10 protein-coding genes, 1 tRNA gene and 3 rRNA genes are annotated in these 17,904 nt (G+C 53.8%); 5 read left to right on the forward strand and 9 right to left on the reverse strand.

Annotated features, from left to right (window positions below; genetic code table 11):
• Positions 1–61: 61 nt before the first annotated feature.
• The 4 genes from J2125_RS05970 to J2125_RS05985 all read left to right on the forward strand — a co-directional run bounded on the left by J2125_RS05970 (position 62) and on the right by J2125_RS05985 (position 5,296).
• Positions 62–763: a tRNA-uridine aminocarboxypropyltransferase gene (locus J2125_RS05970; protein ID WP_017803079.1), complete on the forward strand. Its 702-nt coding sequence runs from the start codon at positions 62–64 to the stop codon at positions 761–763.
• A gap of 33 nt (positions 764–796) precedes the next feature.
• A complete protein-coding gene (locus J2125_RS05975; RefSeq protein ID WP_017803078.1) occupies positions 797–3,454 on the forward strand; it encodes a bifunctional acetate--CoA ligase family protein/GNAT family N-acetyltransferase in 2,658 nt (885 codons plus the stop codon).
• Positions 3,455–3,571: 117 nt separating this feature from the next.
• Positions 3,572–4,927, forward strand: coding sequence for a CDP-diacylglycerol--serine O-phosphatidyltransferase (gene pssA, locus J2125_RS05980; protein ID WP_017803077.1), 1,356 nt, complete (start codon positions 3,572–3,574; stop codon positions 4,925–4,927).
• Positions 4,928–4,930: 3 nt separating this feature from the next.
• On the forward strand, positions 4,931–5,296 hold the full coding sequence (locus J2125_RS05985) for a YfiM family lipoprotein (RefSeq protein ID WP_017803076.1): 366 nt from the start codon (positions 4,931–4,933) through the stop codon (positions 5,294–5,296).
• Here J2125_RS05985 and J2125_RS05990 read toward each other — a convergent pair whose 3' ends face one another.
• From J2125_RS05990 to rluD, 8 genes are all read right to left on the reverse strand, one after another.
• Complete coding sequence (locus tag J2125_RS05990) at positions 5,297–6,601, reverse strand: MFS transporter (protein WP_017803075.1); 1,305 nt, start codon at positions 6,599–6,601, stop codon at positions 5,297–5,299.
• Between the two features lie 237 nt (positions 6,602–6,838).
• Positions 6,839–6,954, reverse strand: a 5S ribosomal RNA gene (gene rrf / locus J2125_RS05995).
• A gap of 114 nt (positions 6,955–7,068) precedes the next feature.
• Positions 7,069–9,976, reverse strand: a 23S ribosomal RNA gene (locus tag J2125_RS06000).
• Positions 9,977–10,202: 226 nt separating this feature from the next.
• A tRNA-Glu gene (locus tag J2125_RS06005) sits at positions 10,203–10,278 on the reverse strand.
• Positions 10,279–10,452: 174 nt separating this feature from the next.
• Positions 10,453–11,995: ribosomal RNA gene (locus J2125_RS06010) — 16S ribosomal RNA — on the reverse strand.
• The 16S, 23S and 5S rRNA genes sit together here with 1 tRNA gene alongside, the layout of an rRNA operon.
• A 484-nt stretch (positions 11,996–12,479) precedes the next feature.
• On the reverse strand, positions 12,480–15,065 hold the full coding sequence (gene clpB / locus J2125_RS06015; protein WP_026112066.1) for an ATP-dependent chaperone ClpB: 2,586 nt from the start codon (positions 15,063–15,065) through the stop codon (positions 12,480–12,482).
• 114 nt (positions 15,066–15,179) lie between these two features.
• Complete coding sequence (gene yfiH / locus J2125_RS06020) at positions 15,180–15,911, reverse strand: purine nucleoside phosphorylase YfiH (RefSeq protein WP_017803683.1); 732 nt, start codon at positions 15,909–15,911, stop codon at positions 15,180–15,182.
• Complete coding sequence (gene rluD / locus J2125_RS06025; protein ID WP_026112065.1) at positions 15,911–16,888, reverse strand: 23S rRNA pseudouridine(1911/1915/1917) synthase RluD; 978 nt, start codon at positions 16,886–16,888, stop codon at positions 15,911–15,913. The genes yfiH and rluD overlap by 1 nt, the downstream gene beginning before the upstream one ends.
• Before the next feature lie 129 nt (positions 16,889–17,017).
• On the opposite strand from rluD, the gene bamD reads away from it, so the two are divergent.
• Positions 17,018–17,749, forward strand: a complete 732-nt coding sequence (bamD, locus tag J2125_RS06030; protein ID WP_017803681.1) for an outer membrane protein assembly factor BamD — start codon at positions 17,018–17,020, stop codon at positions 17,747–17,749.
• Here the strand turns inward: bamD and J2125_RS06035 are convergent.
• Entirely contained in the window at positions 17,727–17,897 is a 171-nt protein-coding gene (locus J2125_RS06035; protein WP_157819486.1) for a hypothetical protein, read from the reverse strand. The genes bamD and J2125_RS06035 overlap by 23 nt on opposite strands.
• Between the last annotated feature and the right edge of the window lie 7 nt (positions 17,898–17,904).

The following is a 17,904-nucleotide window of genomic DNA, read 5'->3' on the forward strand; positions in this document are numbered from 1 at the left end:
CCCTCAGACGACTTCCCCGATAATTTCCGCTAATATGGCGTTTTCATTTTAATAGCCTGTTATGATCGAAAACGCCGTTCTTCGTCTGCGCGCCGAGCGCCTTGCGCGCGCCACCCGCCCGTTTCTGGCGCGCGGCAATCGCACCATCCGATGTCAGCACTGCCTGCTGCCTGAGAAAAATTGCCTGTGCGAAACCATTTCGCCACAGCTGGCGCGCAGCCGTTTCTGTCTGGTGATGTTTGATACCGAACCGATGAAACCGAGTAATACTGGTCGTCTGATTGCCGATATTCTGCCGGATACCCAGGCTTATGGCTGGTCGCGTACCGAACCCGATGCGGCCCTACTGGCGGCAGTACAGGATCCTGCGGTGCAGCCGATGGTGGTGTTTCCCGAATCCTATGCCGACGCCGGTCGGCCGGTGCTGAATACCCCGCCGCGCAGTGGCAAGCCGCCGTTATTTATTATGCTCGATGGCACCTGGACCGAAGCGCGCAAGATGTTTCGCAAAAGCCCGTGGCTTGATGCGCTGCCGGTGATGTCGCTGTCGCTGACCACCGTCTCCCGCTATACCCTGCGTGAATCCCACGGCGCCGGACAGCACTGCACCGCAGAAGTGGCCGCCGAGCTGCTGGCCCAGGCCGGTGACAGCGCAGCTTCCGCCGCCCTGTCACAGCATTTCAGCCTGTTCCGTCAACGTTATCTGGCGGGAAAACCCCATCATCCAATCCATCTCACGGCAGAAGTCACAGAAAGCATTTAGAATCAGGCTTATCACTTTCTACGGGAGCCGGAAATGAGCCAACGCGGCCTGGAAGCACTGTTACGTCCTAAATCGATTGCGGTGATAGGTGCATCGGTAAAACCACAGCGCGCAGGTTATCTGATGATGCGCAATCTGCTGGACGGCAACTTCAGTGGCCCGATACTGCCGGTGACGCCGCAGTATAAAGCGGTGTGCGGCGTGCTGGCCTTCCCTGATATCGCCAGTCTGCCGCTGGCTCCCGACCTGGCGATTATCTGCACCAATGCCAGTCGCAATCTCAGTTTGCTGCAGCAGCTGGGTGAACGTGGCTGTAAAGCCTGCATTATCCTCTCCGCCCCTGACAGCCAGCTGGCGGAACTGAAAGCCTGCGCCAGTCAGTGGCAGATCCGCCTGCTCGGTCCGAACAGTCTCGGGCTGCTGGCGCCCTGGCAGGGGCTGAACGCCAGCTTTTCACCGGTGCCAATTGAGAAAGGCAAACTGGCGTTTATTTCACAGTCGGCGGCGGTATCCAATACCATCCTTGACTGGGCGCAGCAGCGGCAGCTGGGTTTCTCATGGTTTATCGCCCTCGGAGACAGCCTCGATATCGACGCCGATGACCTGCTTGATTTCCTTGCGCGCGATGGCAAGACCAGTGCGATTCTGCTGTACCTCGAACATCTGAGTGATGCACGGCGCTTTGTCTCCGCCGCGCGTAGCGCTTCACGTAATAAACCGATTCTGGTGATCAAAAGCGGTCGCAGCAGTCAGGCGCAGGCACTGTTAAAAACCCATCCCGGCCTTGATGCCGCCTGGGACGCCGCCATCCAGCGCGCCGGTTTGTTGCGCGTACAGGATACTCATGAACTGTTTTCCGCAGTGGAAACCTTAAGCCATATGCGCCCGCTGCGCGGTGAGCGCCTGATGATTATCAGTAACGGCGCGGCGCCGGCGGCGCTGGCGCTCGATGCGCTTGATGCGCGTAACGGCAAGCTGGCAACGCTGAGTGATAATACCCTTGAGGTCTTGCGCGCAGCGCTGCCCTCGGCGATTACCCCCGGTAACCCGCTGGATTTAAAAGATGACGCTTCACCCGAACACTATCTGAGCGCGGTCAGGCTGCTGCTGGACAGCCATGATTTCGATGCGCTGATGATTGTCCACGCGCCGAGCGCGGTGGCGCCAGCGACCGTCACCGCTCACCAGCTGATCGCCGCGATTAAACAACATCCGCGCGGCCAGGCGGTCACTATGCTGACTAACTGGTGCGGCGAATTCTCCTCTCCCGATGCGCGCCGCGCCTTTAGCGATGCCGGTATTCCTACCTATCGCACGCCAGAGGGCACCATCACCGCCTTTATGCATATGGTCGAGTATCGTCGTAACCAGAAACAGCTGCGGGAGACGCCCGCACTGCCTGCAGATTTGCAGCAGGATACCGCACATGCGCATCTGCTGATCCGGCAGGCGCTGTATGCGGGGCCAGCCAGCCTCGATACCCATGAAGTGCAGGCGATCCTGCAAGCCTATGGGCTGAACACCCTGCCGACCTGGATTGCCAATGACAGCGTGGAAGCGATGCATATCGCCGGACAAATTGGCTATCCGGTGGCGCTGAAGCTGCGCTCGCCGGATATACCGCATAAATCGGAAGTTCAGGGAGTCATGCTCTATCTGCGTACCGCCAGCGAGGTGCAACAGGCTGCCGATGCAATTATCGACCGCGTCAGAGTAGCCTGGCCGCAGGCGCGTATTCATGGCCTGCTGGTGCAGAGCATGGCAAACCGCGCCGGAGCGCAGGAGCTGCGCATTGTTGTCGAACAGGATCCATTGTTTGGCCCAATTATTATGCTGGGCGAAGGCGGCATTGAGTGGCATGCCGACCGCCAGGCGGTCGTCGCGTTACCACCGCTGAATATGACGCTGGCGCGCTACCTGGTAATCCAGGCGATTAAAAGCGGCAAGATCCGTGACCGCAGCGCGTTGCGTCCACTGGATATTGCCGGTATCAGCCAGGTGCTGGTAAAGGTTTCTAACCTGATTGTCGATTGCCCCGATATCCAGCGCCTCGATATTCATCCGCTGTTAGCCGCCGGTGATGAGTTTACCCTGCTGGATGTCACGATGGCGCTGGCGCCATTCAGTGGCGATGCTGAAGCACGGCTGGCAATCCGCCCCTATCCGCATCGGCTGGAAGAGCTGGTGACACTGAAGGATGGTCAGCGCTGCCTGTTCCGGCCAATTCTGCCGGAAGATGAACCCTTGCTGCAGCGTTTTATTGCTCAGGTGACCAGAGAGGATCTTTACTATCGCTATTTCAGCGAGATCAATGAGTTCACCCATGATGACTTAGCGAATATGACGCAGATCGACTACGATCGGGAAATGGCGATCGTCGCGGTACGCCAGTATCAGGGGGAAAGTGAGATTATTGGCGTGACGCGCGCCATCTCGGATGCCGACAATATCGATGCGGAATTCTCGGTACTGGTGCGTTCTGACCTGAAAGGGCTCGGCTTAGGCCGCCGCTTACTGGAAAAAATGATCGTTTATACACGTGAGCATGGTCTGCAACAGCTGAACGGCATCACCATGCCGGGTAATCGTGGCATGATCACGCTGGCGCGCAAACTGGGATTTGCCATCGATATTCAGCTGGAAGACGGCATTGTCGCGCTGGCATTACCCCTTACGACAACCAGCAGCTAACCATGTAGAGAAAGGTAAAATTAACGCCTTCCGCTGCAGTTGATGTTAATATTGTTGGTTACAGTCATGATTTAATGGCAAAAGGCCATTCAATGAACAGAGAAGAAGCGCACTGTGATGTTGTCCAAATTTAAGCGCAATAAACACCAACAACACCTTGCACAATTGCCAAAACTGTCTCAGTCAGTAGCTGATGTGACAACGCTGTTTTCACCGAGCGATTTTCGCGAAACATTGCTGGAAAAAATCGCCGGTGCGACGCGTCGCATCTGTATTGTGGCACTCTATCTGGAAAATGATGATGCCGGTCGCGGCATTATGTCAGCGCTGTATGCGGCAAAGCGCGCGCGTCCGGAACTTGAGATTAGCGTACTGGTTGACTGGCATCGTGCTCAGCGTGGGCGTATTGGCGCTGCAGCGGCAGCTACCAATGCTGACTGGTATTGTGAGATGGCGGCGAACAATCCGAACATCGCCATTCCAGTATATGGCATTCCGGTAAATACCCGCGAAGCGCTTGGCGTCCTGCATCTGAAAGGCTTTATTATTGATGACTGCGTACTGTATAGCGGAGCCAGCATCAATGATGTCTATCTGCATCAGCATGATAAATATCGTTATGACCGTTATCAGCTGATCCGCAATCCGCAACTGGCGGATACCATGCTGACGTGGATTGATAAAAATCTGAAGGCCGCGGTCGCGGTTCATCGTCTTGATCGCCATGAGCGGCCAAAAAGCCCTGAAATTAAAAATGAAACCCGCCAGTTCCGCCAGGATTTACGCGGCTTTGACTACCAGTTTACTGGTAACGCCAATAATGAAGAGCTGGCGGTTACGCCGTTAGTCGGCCTCGGAAAACGCAGCCTGCTGAATAAAACCATCTATCATCTGATGCCCTGCGCCGAGAAGAAGCTGACGATCTGTACGCCATACTTCAATCTGCCGGCTCTGCTGGCGCGCAATATTATTTACTTGCTGCGTCAGGGCAAAGAGGTGGAGATTATCATCGGCGATAAGACCGCTAATGACTTCTATATCCCGGAAGATCAGCCGTTTAAGATTATTGGCGCCCTGCCCTATCTGTATGAAATCAACTTGCGCCGTTTCCTTAGCCGCCTGCAATACTATGTCACCAGCGGACAGCTGACGGTCAGACTGTGGAAAGATGGCGAAAACAGTTACCACCTGAAAGGCATGTGGGTGGATGATGAATGGATGCTGATTACCGGTAATAACCTGAATCCTCGCGCATGGCGACTGGATCTAGAAAATGCGGTATTGATCCACGATCCGCTGCAACAGCTGGCAGAGCAGCGCGAACGCGAGCTGGCGCTGATCCGTACCCATACTTCAGTGGTAAAACATTTTCGCGATTTAGACAGTATTGCCGATTATCCGGTGAAAGTGCGCAAGCTGATCCGGCGCTTACGCCGTATTCGTATTGATAAGTTGATCAGCCGTATCCTTTGACTGATGCTGAAAGCCCCGTTTATTGCGGGGCTTTTTATTGAGGTGCTGATGGTGAAATATCTGCTGCTGCCCCTGCTTCTCTGTTCAGGCTGTACGCATATGGCGCAGGATAACTGGACCGGCCAGGACAAAGCACAACACTTTATCGCCTCTGCGGTACTTTCCGTGGCGGGCAATGAGTATGGGCAAAAACAGCACTGGAGCGATACACGCAGTAACAGCTTTGGTCTGATGTTTGCGATTAGCCTCGGCGCGGCGAAAGAGCTGTATGACAGCCGCGCAGCAGGTAGTGGCTGGAGCTGGAAGGATTTTGGCTGGGATATAGCCGGCGCCGCCACCGGCTATGCATTATGGAATATTGGCCAGTAATCAGAGCCTGATCCCTTTACCCCGACGATGCAGCAACAGCGATACAATAAATGCCACCGCCGCCATTAGCGAGACATACCAGAAGAAGCTGGTTTCATGCCCTGCCGCTTTCAGTGATAACGCAACATACTCCGCAGAACCACCAAAAATCGCATTCGCAACCGCATAGGATAATCCGACCCCCAGCGCACGCACTTCCGGTGGAAACATCTCGGCTTTCAGGATACCGCTGATCGAGGTGTAAAAACTGGTGATCAGCAGTGCGATCATCACCAGCGCAAAAGCGATCCAGCTATTGTTCACGCTTTGCAGGATCGTCAGGATCGGCACCGTCAGCACGGCGGCAAAACCACCAAAGATCAGCATCGAACTGCGACGGCCAATTTTATCGGACAGCGCACCAATCAACGGCTGCACCAGCATAAAGACAAACAGTGCGCCGGTCATCAGCGCGCTGGCGCTTTTCGCATCCATACCCGAGGTATTCACCAGGTATTTCTGCATATAGGTGGTGAAAGTGTAGAAACTTAGCGAGCCACCGGCGGTAAAGCCCAGCACCATAATAAACGCCCGGCGATGCTTCCACAGGCCGCGTAAGCTGCCAGCATCTTTGTGCGCGCGGGTTTTATGGTCGGAGGTTTCATCCAGGGAACGTCGCAGAAATAGCGCGACTACCGCCAGTACCGCGCCTAAAGCAAACGGAATGCGCCAGCCCCAGCGGTGCAAATCTTCATCTGACAGGATCTGTTGCAGGATCACCACCGTTAGCAGCGCCAGCAACTGTCCGCCAATTAAGGTGACATACTGGAAGGACGCATAGAAACCTTTGCGTCCTTCCACCGCCACTTCACTCATATAGGTGGCGCTGGTGCCATATTCGCCCCCTACCGACAACCCCTGGAACAGTCGTGCCAGCAGCAGTAATATCGGCGCCCAGACACCGAGTGTGGCGTATCCCGGCAGGCAGGCGATCACCAGTGAGCCAAAGCACATCATACAGACCGAGATTAGCATCGATGTTTTACGGCCATGTTTATCAGCGATATAACCAAACAACCAGCCGCCAATCGGGCGCATCAGAAAGCCTGCGGCAAAAACACCGGCAGTTTGTACCAGCTGGGTAGTGGGGTTACCTGTGGGGAAGAATATATGGGCAAAATAAAGTGAGCAAAAAGAATAAACATAGAAATCGAACCACTCCACCAGATTGCCCGAAGAGGCACCAACGATGGCCCAGATACGTTTTCTGGTCTGTTGCGCGGTTTCAGCCTGCGGTTGATCTTGTTCTGTTATCAGGTCAGCCATTGAATTCCCTCTGTTCCTTGCTGATAAAATCAGCACCAAAGAATTCAGTAAAGCACTTCGGCGATCCCTAAATCAAATTTTTTGCATTATGATTGCAACAATTTGAATTAAGTAACGTTTTGACGGATTTAACCGAATAAATGGCGGGTATTTTTCAGGGGTTATTACTGATTTCTGGCAAGTTTCAGACGCAAAAAACCCTTATGCTTTCGCATAAGGGTTATCGCTTTATTTGATGCCTGGCAGTTCCCTACTCTCGCATGGGGAGACCCCACACTACCATCGGCGCTACGGCGTTTCACTTCTGAGTTCGGCATGGGGTCAGGTGGGACCACCGCGCTAAAGCCGCCAGGCAAATTCTGTTATTTGTGCCGTCACTCCGGTGACCACACAAATTAATCCGTTTATGAACAAGCTGAATACTGTCGCGTCTCTCATAACGCTCACCAAAACACTTCTGGTGTTGTAAGGTTAAGCCTCACGGGTCATTAGTACCGGTTAGCTCAACGCATCGCTGCGCTTACACACCCGGCCTATCAACGTCGTAGTCTTCAACGTCCCTTCAGGACTCTCAAGGAGTCAGGGAGAATTCATCTCGAGGCAAGTTTCGCGCTTAGATGCTTTCAGCGCTTATCTTTTCCGCATTTAGCTACCGGGCAATGCCATTGGCATGACAACCCGAACACCAGTGATGCGTCCACTCCGGTCCTCTCGTACTAGGAGCAGCCCCTCTCAATTCTCCAGCGCCCACGGCAGATAGGGACCGAACTGTCTCACGACGTTCTAAACCCAGCTCGCGTACCACTTTAAACGGCGAACAGCCGTACCCTTGGGACCTACTTCAGCCCCAGGATGTGATGAGCCGACATCGAGGTGCCAAACACCGCCGTCGATATGAACTCTTGGGCGGTATCAGCCTGTTATCCCCGGAGTACCTTTTATCCGTTGAGCGATGGCCCTTCCATTCAGAACCACCGGATCACTATGACCTGCTTTCGCACCTGCTCGAGCCGTCACTCTCGCAGTCAAGCCAGCTTATGCCATTGCACTAACCTCACGATGTCCGACCGTGATTAGCTGACCTTCGTGCTCCTCCGTTACTCTTTAGGAGGAGACCGCCCCAGTCAAACTACCCACCAGACACTGTCCCCACCCCGGATTACGGGGCCAGGTTAGAACATCAAACATTAAAGGGTGGTATTTCAAGGTTGGCTCCACGCAGACTGGCGTCCGCGCTTCAAAGCCTCCCACCTATCCTACACATCAAGGCTCAATGTTCAGTGTCAAGCTGTAGTAAAGGTTCACGGGGTCTTTCCGTCTTGCCGCGGGTACACTGCATCTTCACAGCGAGTTCAATTTCACTGAGTCTCGGGTGGAGACAGCCTGGCCATCATTACGCCATTCGTGCAGGTCGGAACTTACCCGACAAGGAATTTCGCTACCTTAGGACCGTTATAGTTACGGCCGCCGTTTACCGGGGCTTCGATCAAGAGCTTCTCCTTGCGGATAACCCCATCAATTAACCTTCCGGCACCGGGCAGGCGTCACACCGTATACGTCCACTTTCGTGTTTGCACAGTGCTGTGTTTTTAATAAACAGTTGCAGCCAGCTGGTATCTTCGACTGCCTTCGGCTCCGCCCGCGAGGGGGTTCACCTACCAGCAGCGTGCCTTCTCCCGAAGTTACGGCACCATTTTGCCTAGTTCCTTCACCCGAGTTCTCTCAAGCGCCTTGGTATTCTCTACCTGACCACCTGTGTCGGTTTGGGGTACGATTCGATGTTACCTGATGCTTAGAGGCTTTTCCTGGAAGCAGGGCATTTGTTACTTCACCACCGTAGTGGCTCGTCATCACGCCTCAGCCTTAAAGCGTTCCGGATTTGCCTGGAACGCAAGCCTACACGCTTAAACCGGGACAACCGTCGCCCGGCTAACATAGCCTTCTCCGTCCCCCCTTCGCAGTAACACCGGGTACAGGAATATTAACCTGTTTCCCATCGACTACGCTTTTCAGCCTCGCCTTAGGGGTCGACTCACCCTGCCCCGATTAACGTTGGACAGGAACCCTTGGTCTTCCGGCGAGCGGGCTTTTCACCCGCTTTATCGTTACTTATGTCAGCATTCGCACTTCTGATACCTCCAGCAGACCTCACAGTCCACCTTCGACGGCTTACAGAACGCTCCCCTACCCAACAACGCATACGCGTCGCTGCCGCAGCTTCGGTGCATGGTTTAGCCCCGTTACATCTTCCGCGCAGGCCGACTCGACCAGTGAGCTATTACGCTTTCTTTAAATGATGGCTGCTTCTAAGCCAACATCCTGGCTGTCTGTGCCTTCCCACATCGTTTCCCACTTAACCATGACTTTGGGACCTTAGCTGGCGGTCTGGGTTGTTTCCCTCTTCACGACGGACGTTAGCACCCGCCGTGTGTCTCCCGTGATAACATTCTCCGGTATTCGCAGTTTGCATCGGGTTGGTAAGCCGGGATGGCCCCCTAGCCGAAACAGTGCTCTACCCCCGGAGATGAATTCACGAGGCGCTACCTAAATAGCTTTCGGGGAGAACCAGCTATCTCCCGGTTTGATTGGCCTTTCACCCCCAGCCACAAGTCATCCGCTAATTTTTCAACATTAGTCGGTTCGGTCCTCCAGTTAGTGTTACCCAACCTTCAACCTGCCCATGGCTAGATCACCGGGTTTCGGGTCTATACCCTGCAACTTAACGCCCAGTTAAGACTCGGTTTCCCTGCGGCTCCCCTATACGGTTAACCTTGCTACAGAATATAAGTCGCTGACCCATTATACAAAAGGTACGCAGTCACCCCCCTGAAGAGGGCTTCCACTGCTTGTACGTACACGGTTTCAGGTTCTGTTTCACTCCCCTCGCCGGGGTTCTTTTCGCCTTTCCCTCACGGTACTGGTTCACTATCGGTCAGTCAGGAGTATTTAGCCTTGGAGGATGGTCCCCCCATATTCAGACAGGATGTCACGTGTCCCGCCCTACTCATCGAACTCACAGCAAGTGTGCCTTTGTGTACGGGAGTATCACCCTGTACCCTGCGACTTTCCAGACGCTTCCACTGACACACAAACTGATTCAGGTTCTGGGCTGTTCCCCGTTCGCTCGCCGCTACTGGGGGAATCTCGGTTGATTTCTTTTCCTCTGGGTACTTAGATGTTTCAGTTCCCCAGGTTCGCCTCGTTAAGCTATGTATTCACTTAACGATGATGCACCGCAGTGCACCGGGTTTCCCCATTCGGGTATCGACGGGTATAGCGCCTCATATCGGCTTACCGTCGCTTATCGCAGATTAGCACGCCCTTCATCGCCTCTGACTGCCAGGGCATCCACCGTGTACGCTTAGTCGCTTAACCTCACAACCCGGAAGTGTCTTTCGACTCTTCAGAGCTGCAAGCATTTGAGAGACTCGAATATATCGTGCTTCATTTCTTATTACGGAGAAATGAGACGACATATCGTTTCAATTTTCAGCTTGTTCCGGATTTTTAAAGAGCAAATATCTCAAACGTGACTCGCCTTGCGGCCTAATCAGTTTTGAGATACTGGGTTGATAACGTCTTTCACATCGTTATCAGAGTATGGCGTCCCCAAGGGGATTCGAACCCCTGTTACAGCCGTGAAAGGGCAGTGTCCTGGGCCTCTAGACGATGGGGACACAAAAATTGTCAGCCAGTCACTGACTGGCTATTTTTGTGTAAAGGTGAAGATTTGCCTGCAAATCTGAGCGACAAACTTATTTGTCACCGAACCTTACGCAAAAAGACGCTTGCTCATTACTTTTTTCATCAGACAATCTGTGTGGGCACTGCGCGGGGCATCTTCACATAGGTAAGGAGGTGATCCAACCGCAGGTTCCCCTACGGTTACCTTGTTACGACTTCACCCCAGTCATGAATCACAAAGTGGTAAGCGCCCTCCCGGAGGTTAAGCTACCTACTTCTTTTGCAACCCACTCCCATGGTGTGACGGGCGGTGTGTACAAGGCCCGGGAACGTATTCACCGTAGCATTCTGATCTACGATTACTAGCGATTCCGACTTCACGGAGTCGAGTTGCAGACTCCGATCCGGACTACGACGCACTTTATGAGGTCCGCTTGCTCTCGCGAGTTCGCTTCTCTTTGTATGCGCCATTGTAGCACGTGTGTAGCCCTGGCCGTAAGGGCCATGATGACTTGACGTCATCCCCACCTTCCTCCGGTTTATCACCGGCAGTCTCCTTTGAGTTCCCGCCATCACGCGCTGGCAACAAAGGATAAGGGTTGCGCTCGTTGCGGGACTTAACCCAACATTTCACAACACGAGCTGACGACAGCCATGCAGCACCTGTCTCACGGTTCCCGAAGGCACTAAGGCATCTCTGCCGAATTCCGTGGATGTCAAGGCCAGGTAAGGTTCTTCGCGTTGCATCGAATTAAACCACATGCTCCACCGCTTGTGCGGGCCCCCGTCAATTCATTTGAGTTTTAACCTTGCGGCCGTACTCCCCAGGCGGTCGACTTAACGCGTTAGCTCCGGAAGCCACGCCTCAAGGGCACAACCTCCAAGTCGACATCGTTTACGGCGTGGACTACCAGGGTATCTAATCCTGTTTGCTCCCCACGCTTTCGCACCTGAGCGTCAGTCTTCGTCCAGGGGGCCGCCTTCGCCACCGGTATTCCTCCAGATCTCTACGCATTTCACCGCTACACCTGGAATTCTACCCCCCTCTACGAGACTCTAGCCTGCCAGTTTCAAATGCAGTTCCCAGGTTGAGCCCGGGGATTTCACATCTGACTTAACAGACCGCCTGCGTGCGCTTTACGCCCAGTAATTCCGATTAACGCTTGCACCCTCCGTATTACCGCGGCTGCTGGCACGGAGTTAGCCGGTGCTTCTTCTGCGGGTAACGTCAATCGACGCGGTTATTAACCACATCGCCTTCCTCCCCGCTGAAAGTACTTTACAACCCGAAGGCCTTCTTCATACACGCGGCATGGCTGCATCAGGCTTGCGCCCATTGTGCAATATTCCCCACTGCTGCCTCCCGTAGGAGTCTGGACCGTGTCTCAGTTCCAGTGTGGCTGGTCATCCTCTCAGACCAGCTAGGGATCGTCGCCTAGGTGAGCCGTTACCCCACCTACTAGCTAATCCCATCTGGGTTCATCCGATGGTGTGAGGCCCGAAGGTCCCCCACTTTGCTCTTGCGAGATTATGCGGTATTAGCTACCGTTTCCAGTAGTTATCCCCCTCCATCGGGCAGATCCCCAGACATTACTCACCCGTCCGCCGCTCGTCACCCAAGGAGCAAGCTCCTCTGTGCTACCGCCCGACTTGCATGTGTTAGGCCTGCCGCCAGCGTTCAATCTGAGCCATGATCAAACTCTTCAATTAAAAAGCTTGATGCTCAAAGAATTAAAACTGTTATTCGTAATGAATATAGTAGTCACTCTTGAGACTTGATATTTCAAATTTTTTCCATCCGGGGATGGTTTGCGATATCAACCCTGCGAGTGCCCACACAGATTGTCTGATAAATTGTTAAAGAGCAGTGCAATCAGCGACTTCGTCTGCTGCTGCGAGGTGGCGTATATTACGCTTTCCTCCCTCAGAGTCAACCCCCGTTTTCAGAAGTTTTTCTCCGGCGGTTCAGAACCGATTAACTCGCTTCCCGAACCTCCCGACACCGCGCTGTGTAAGCCGTTGTTCCGTGTCAGTGGAGGCGCAGTATAGGGAATTTCTGGCGGGTGACAAGTATTAAATTGAATAAATTGCTCAAGTGCTCACTTTTCATGCAAGCAGCATGTAAAAGGGCAAATAGCGGGCAATTAACATACAAAAACGGGCCTTTCGGCCCGTTTTTCTTTATAACAGCGGTTTATTGCTGAGTAACAATATGCCCATCTTTAACATCCATCTCGATGGTTTTACCCGGAATTAGCACGCCAGAGAGAATCTGCTGCGCCAGCGGGTTCTCAATTTGCTGCTGGATGGCACGTTTTAATGGCCGCGCACCGTAAACCGGGTCGTAACCATTTTCGCCAATCAGCTTCACTGCCTCATCCGAGATATGGATGCTGAAGCCACGCTCCTCCAGACGATGATACAGACGCTGCAACTGAATTTTGGCGATAGAAGCAATGTGCTGCTCACCCAGTGGGTGGAATACCACCAGCTCATCAATACGGTTAATGAACTCAGGGCGGAAATGATGCCCGACCACTGTCATCACCATATCCTTCATCTCGCCGTAGTTCAGATTGCCGAAACGCTCCTGAATCAGATCGGAACCAAGGTTCGAGGTCATAATCACCACGCTGTTACGGAAGTCGACGGTTCTGCCCTGCCCATCGGTCAGTCGGCCATCATCCAGCACCTGCAACAGAATGTTGAACACATCAGGATGCGCTTTCTCAACTTCATCCAGCAGGATGACAGAATAAGGACGACGACGTACCGCTTCCGTCAGGTAACCACCCTCTTCATAACCGACATATCCCGGAGGCGCACCGACCAGCCGCGACACTGAGTGTTTCTCCATAAACTCCGACATATCGATACGCACCATCGCATCGTCGCTGTCGAACAGGAAGTTGGCCAGCGCCTTACACAACTCAGTTTTACCGACACCGGTAGGTCCGAGGAACAGGAATGAACCAATCGGACGGTTCGGGTCCGCTAAACCGGCGCGACTACGACGGATAGCATTCGATACCGCTTCCACCGCTTCATCCTGGCCAATCACCCGATGATGAAGATCGTGCTCCATGCGCAGCAGCTTATCGCGTTCACCTTCCATCATGCGCGCCACCGGAATGCCGGTCCAGCGTGCCAGCACATCGGCAATCTCAACGTCGGTTACGCGGTTACGTAACAGGCGCATGGTTTTGCCTTCTGACTGCGTAGCGGATGCCAGTTGTTTTTCCAGTTCCGGGATCTGGCCGTACTGCAACTCGGACATTTTAGCCAAATCGCCAACGCGCCGTGCCTGCTCCATCGAAAGTTTGGCCTGCTCCAGCTCAGCTTTAATCGTCTGAGTACCGGAAAGAGAAGCCTTCTCGGCTTTCCACTCCTCTTCCAGCTCGGAGTATTCGCGCTCTTTCTGCCCCAGCTCATCTTCCAGCATCTCTAAACGTTTGATACTGGCGTCATCCGACTCTTTCTTCAGCGCCTGCTGTTCCAGCTTCAGCTGAATAATGCGGCGCTCCAGACGGTCGAGAGCCTCCGGCTTCGAGTCGATCTGCATACGAATGCTCGACGCCGCTTCATCAATCAGGTCGATCGCTTTATCCGGCAGCTGACGGTCAGCAATATAACGGTGCGACAGAGTCGCCGCCGCAACGATCGCCGGGTCAGTGATCTGCACATGGTGATGCAGCTCATAGCGCTCTTTCAGACCGCGCAAAATCGCGATGGTGTCTTCAACGCTCGGCTCAGCAACGAACACTTTCTGGAAACGACGTTCCAGCGCCGCGTCTTTTTCGATGTACTGGCGATATTCATCCAGTGTGGTGGCGCCAACGCAGTGCAACTCACCGCGCGCCAGCGCAGGTTTCAGCATATTACCGGCATCCATCGCGCCATCGGCTTTACCGGCGCCAACCATGGTGTGCAGCTCATCAATAAACAGAATGACATTGCCTTCCTGTTTTGACAGATCGCTTAACACCCCTTTCAGGCGCTCTTCAAACTCACCACGGTATTTAGCGCCCGCCACCAGCGAGCCCATATCCAGCGACAGCACCCGGCGTCCTTTCAGACCTTCCGGCACTTCACCATTGATAATGCGCTGCGCCAGTCCTTCGACAATCGCGGTTTTACCGACGCCCGGTTCACCAATCAGCACCGGGTTGTTTTTGGTACGGCGTTGCAGCACCTGAATGGTGCGACGAATCTCTTCATCACGGCCGATAACCGGGTCGAGCTTGCCTTGTTCCGCACGCTCGGTCAGATCGATGGTGTATTTTTTCAAAGCCTGGCGCTGATCTTCAGCCCCCTGATCGTTCACGCTGTCTCCTCCACGCATTTGCTCAATCGCTTGTGTCAGCTTGTCGCTGGTTGCGCCGGCAGATTTCAGTAAATCCGCTACCGAGCCGCGCGAGTCGAGCGCTGCGAGAACAAATAATTCAGATGATATAAAGTTGTCGCCGCGCTTTTGCGCCAGCTTGTCACAAAGGTTAAGTACCCGAACCAGGTCGGCTGAAGGCTGCACATCACCACCAGTCCCTTCCACCTGCGGCAAACGGCTGACCGCCTGCTCAATGCCGGTACGCAATGTGGCGACATCAACGCCGGCGGTGGTGAGTAACGGACGCACCGATCCCCCTTCCTGATTAAGCAGTGCGCTCATCAGATGCAAAGGCTCGATAAATTGGTTGTCACGCCCCAGTGCGAGTGACTGAGCGTCGGCGAGTGCCAGCTGGAATTTATTAGTAAGACGATCCAGACGCATAATTCCTCCCATACAGGTCAAAATGCTACTGGAGATTAGATGAGGTCATCCCTCAAATTATTCAAGGTTATTGACCTGAATTAACGGCGAAAAAACACGCTAACTGGATCGTCTTGACGGTCTAGGTTATATCAGCCAGATCAAACTTGCCAGGCGGCCAGTGGCGCCATCGCGTCGGAAGGAGAAAAATTGTCCGGCTTGCGTCACGGTACAGAGCCCGCCGCCACTGATAGAAAGCACACCCTGTGCTGCCAGTCGCAGGCGTGCCAGCAACCAGATATCGGCAAAATATTTTGCGCCAGCCGGCTTAAATGCCGTTGCGGCCTGGGGATTATCAGTAACGAAGGCGTCAAACACCTCTCTGCCCACTTCAAATGCCGTCGGCCCAATCGCCGGTCCCAGCCAGGCGTGGATTTCGCCAGCGGGACAGGAGAAACTGGCCAGCGTTGCTTCTAATACGCCGGCATGCAGCCCGCGCCATCCGGCATGGGCTGCGGCCACCTGTTTACCGTCCTGCGAACAGAACAGCACCGGCAAACAGTCAGCGGTCATTGCGGCGCAGACCACACCAGCACGATCGGTCCAGGCGGCATCAGCCCGCAAGTCGTCCGGCGCATCATCATTCAGATACAGAACATCCGTGCCATGCACCTGTTCCAGCCACACCGGCATTGCAGGGAGATCCGCCAGCGCGATTAAACGTTCGCGGTTGGCCTGCACTGCCACCTGATCATCCCCCACGTGCGCGCCCAGATTCAGCGCATCCCAGGGCGCGCGACTGACACCGCCAGCACGCGTGGTGGAACAGGCACGCACATTGGCTGGCGCCGGCCAGTCGGGAATAATCAGCTCACTCATTACCAGTCCATCTGATCTTTAAATTCTTCGGTATCGGCTTTCAGCGCGTCTATCAGATCAACCATATCTTGTGGTAATGGCGCATGCCACTCCATTTCGATACCGGTAATCGGATGATAAAGACGCAACATTGTGGCGTGCAGCGCCTGGCGATCAAAACCACGCAAGGTACTGATAAAGGCATCAGAAGCGCCCTTCGGTGGACGCGGACGGCCGCCGTACAGCTGATCACCCACCAGCGGATGGTTAATGTGCGCCATATGCACACGGATCTGGTGAGTACGCCCGGTTTCCAGACGCAGTCGCAGACGCGTATGGGCACGGAAGTGCTCCATAATGCGATAGTGCGTCGTCGCCGGTTTGCCCATCGGATGCACTGCCATATGGGTACGTTTGGTGGAGTGACGACTAATCGGCTCATTAACTGAACCGCCAGCGGTCATATTACCAATCGCCACCGCCTCATACTCACGGGTGATTTCACGTAACTGTAGTGACTCCACCAGATGAGTTTGCGCCGGAACACTTTTCGCCACCACCATCAATCCGGTAGTATCTTTATCCAGACGATGCACGATGCCTGCACGCGGCACATCCATAATGGCCGGATAGTAATGCAGCAGGGCATTGAGTACGGTACCGTCAGGATTACCCGCGCCAGGGTGGACCACCAGGTCGCGCGGCTTGTTGATCACCAGAATATGGTCATCTTCATAGACGATATTCAGCGCGATATCCTGGGCTTCCCAGCGCGCTTCTTCTTCAATTTCGGCATCGATAGCGACCTTCTCGCCACCCAGCACTTTTTCTTTTGGCTTGTCGATCACGTTGCCGTTAACCGTCACGCGACGGTCAAGGATCCACTCTTTTATGCGAGAACGTGAATAATCAGGGAACATTTCCGCTAAAGCCTGATCTAAGCGTTGTCCGAGTTGTGATTCGGACACCGTTGCGGTGAGTTGTACTAGTTGTGCCATAAACAGCTTCTTCGTTAACGTTGGGTTTTCACGGCGATGCCGTTTAATATAATGTGCTATCGTACCTGGTCACTAAAGGGAGCTTAACGGACAGCTTCCGCAATAACACTTGAGGATAATCAAATCGTCATGACGCGTATGAAATATCTGGTGGCTGCAGCCACGTTGAGCCTGGCACTGGTTGGTTGTTCCAGCTCCAAGGATGTGGTTCCTGACAGCCCACCATCTGAGCTTTACGCTACGGCCCAGCAAAAACTGCAGGACGGTAACTTTAAAGGAGCAATAACGCAACTGGAAGCGCTCGATAACCGCTACCCGTTCGGCCCTTACTCCCAGCAAGTTCAGCTAGATCTGATCTACGCTTACTATAAAAATGCCGATTTACCGCTGGCGCAGGCCGCAATCGATCGCTTTATGCGCCTGAACCCAACCCATCCAAACATCGACTATGTCGTCTATATGAAAGGTCTGACGGATATGGCTCTGGATGATTCAGCACTACAGGGCTTCTTTGGTGTTGATCGATCAGACCGCGATCCTGAGCATGCACGCGATGCTTTCCGTGACTTCTCACAGTTGCTGCGCAGCTATCCGAATAGCCAGTATGCTGCGGATTCACGCAAACGTCTGGTGTATCTGAAAGATCGCCTGGCCAAATATGAGCTTTCCGTGGCGCAATTCTATACTAAGCGTGGTGCTTATGTCGCTGTGGTTAATCGTGTTGAACAGATGATGAAGGATTATCCGGATACACAGGCCACCAGAACAGCCCTGCCGTTGATGGAAAATGCTTACCGCCAGCTGCAGCTGAATGCTGAGGCTGAGAAAGTAGCGAAAATTATCGCTGCCAATCAGGCGTAAGAGAAAGAGACAAAAATGGCAGCCAACAGGCTGCCATTTTTTTGGCCAAAAAAACCTCATATTTCAGATTTCCCGGCCGGGTTAACTCATCAATAATGCCCGCTAAAAAGCAGCCCCGCAAGCCCTTCTCGCGTAATAACTGGCCCATTTCACAG

The organism is Winslowiella toletana (assembly GCF_017875465.1).
Lineage (GTDB): Bacteria > Pseudomonadota > Gammaproteobacteria > Enterobacterales > Enterobacteriaceae > Erwinia > Erwinia toletana.

Bases quoted from the DNA above. Each gene is read 5' to 3' on its own strand.
- J2125_RS05970 (WP_017803079.1), top strand. From the start codon at position 62: ATGATCGAAAACGCCGTTCTTCGTCTGCGCGCCGAGCGCCTTGCGCGC.
- J2125_RS05975 (WP_017803078.1), top strand. From the start codon at position 797: ATGAGCCAACGCGGCCTGGAAGCACTGTTACGTCCTAAATCGATTGCG.
- pssA (WP_017803077.1), top strand. From the start codon at position 3,572: ATGTTGTCCAAATTTAAGCGCAATAAACACCAACAACACCTTGCACAA.
- J2125_RS05985 (WP_017803076.1), top strand. From the start codon at position 4,931: ATGCTGAAAGCCCCGTTTATTGCGGGGCTTTTTATTGAGGTGCTGATG.
- J2125_RS05990 (WP_017803075.1), bottom strand. From the start codon at position 6,601: ATGGCTGACCTGATAACAGAACAAGATCAACCGCAGGCTGAAACCGCG.
- clpB (WP_026112066.1), bottom strand. From the start codon at position 15,065: ATGGGAGGAATTATGCGTCTGGATCGTCTTACTAATAAATTCCAGCTG.
- yfiH (WP_017803683.1), bottom strand. From the start codon at position 15,911: ATGAGTGAGCTGATTATTCCCGACTGGCCGGCGCCAGCCAATGTGCGT.
- rluD (WP_026112065.1), bottom strand. From the start codon at position 16,888: ATGGCACAACTAGTACAACTCACCGCAACGGTGTCCGAATCACAACTC.
- bamD (WP_017803681.1), top strand. From the start codon at position 17,018: ATGACGCGTATGAAATATCTGGTGGCTGCAGCCACGTTGAGCCTGGCA.
- J2125_RS06035 (WP_157819486.1), bottom strand. From the start codon at position 17,897: ATGGGCCAGTTATTACGCGAGAAGGGCTTGCGGGGCTGCTTTTTAGCG.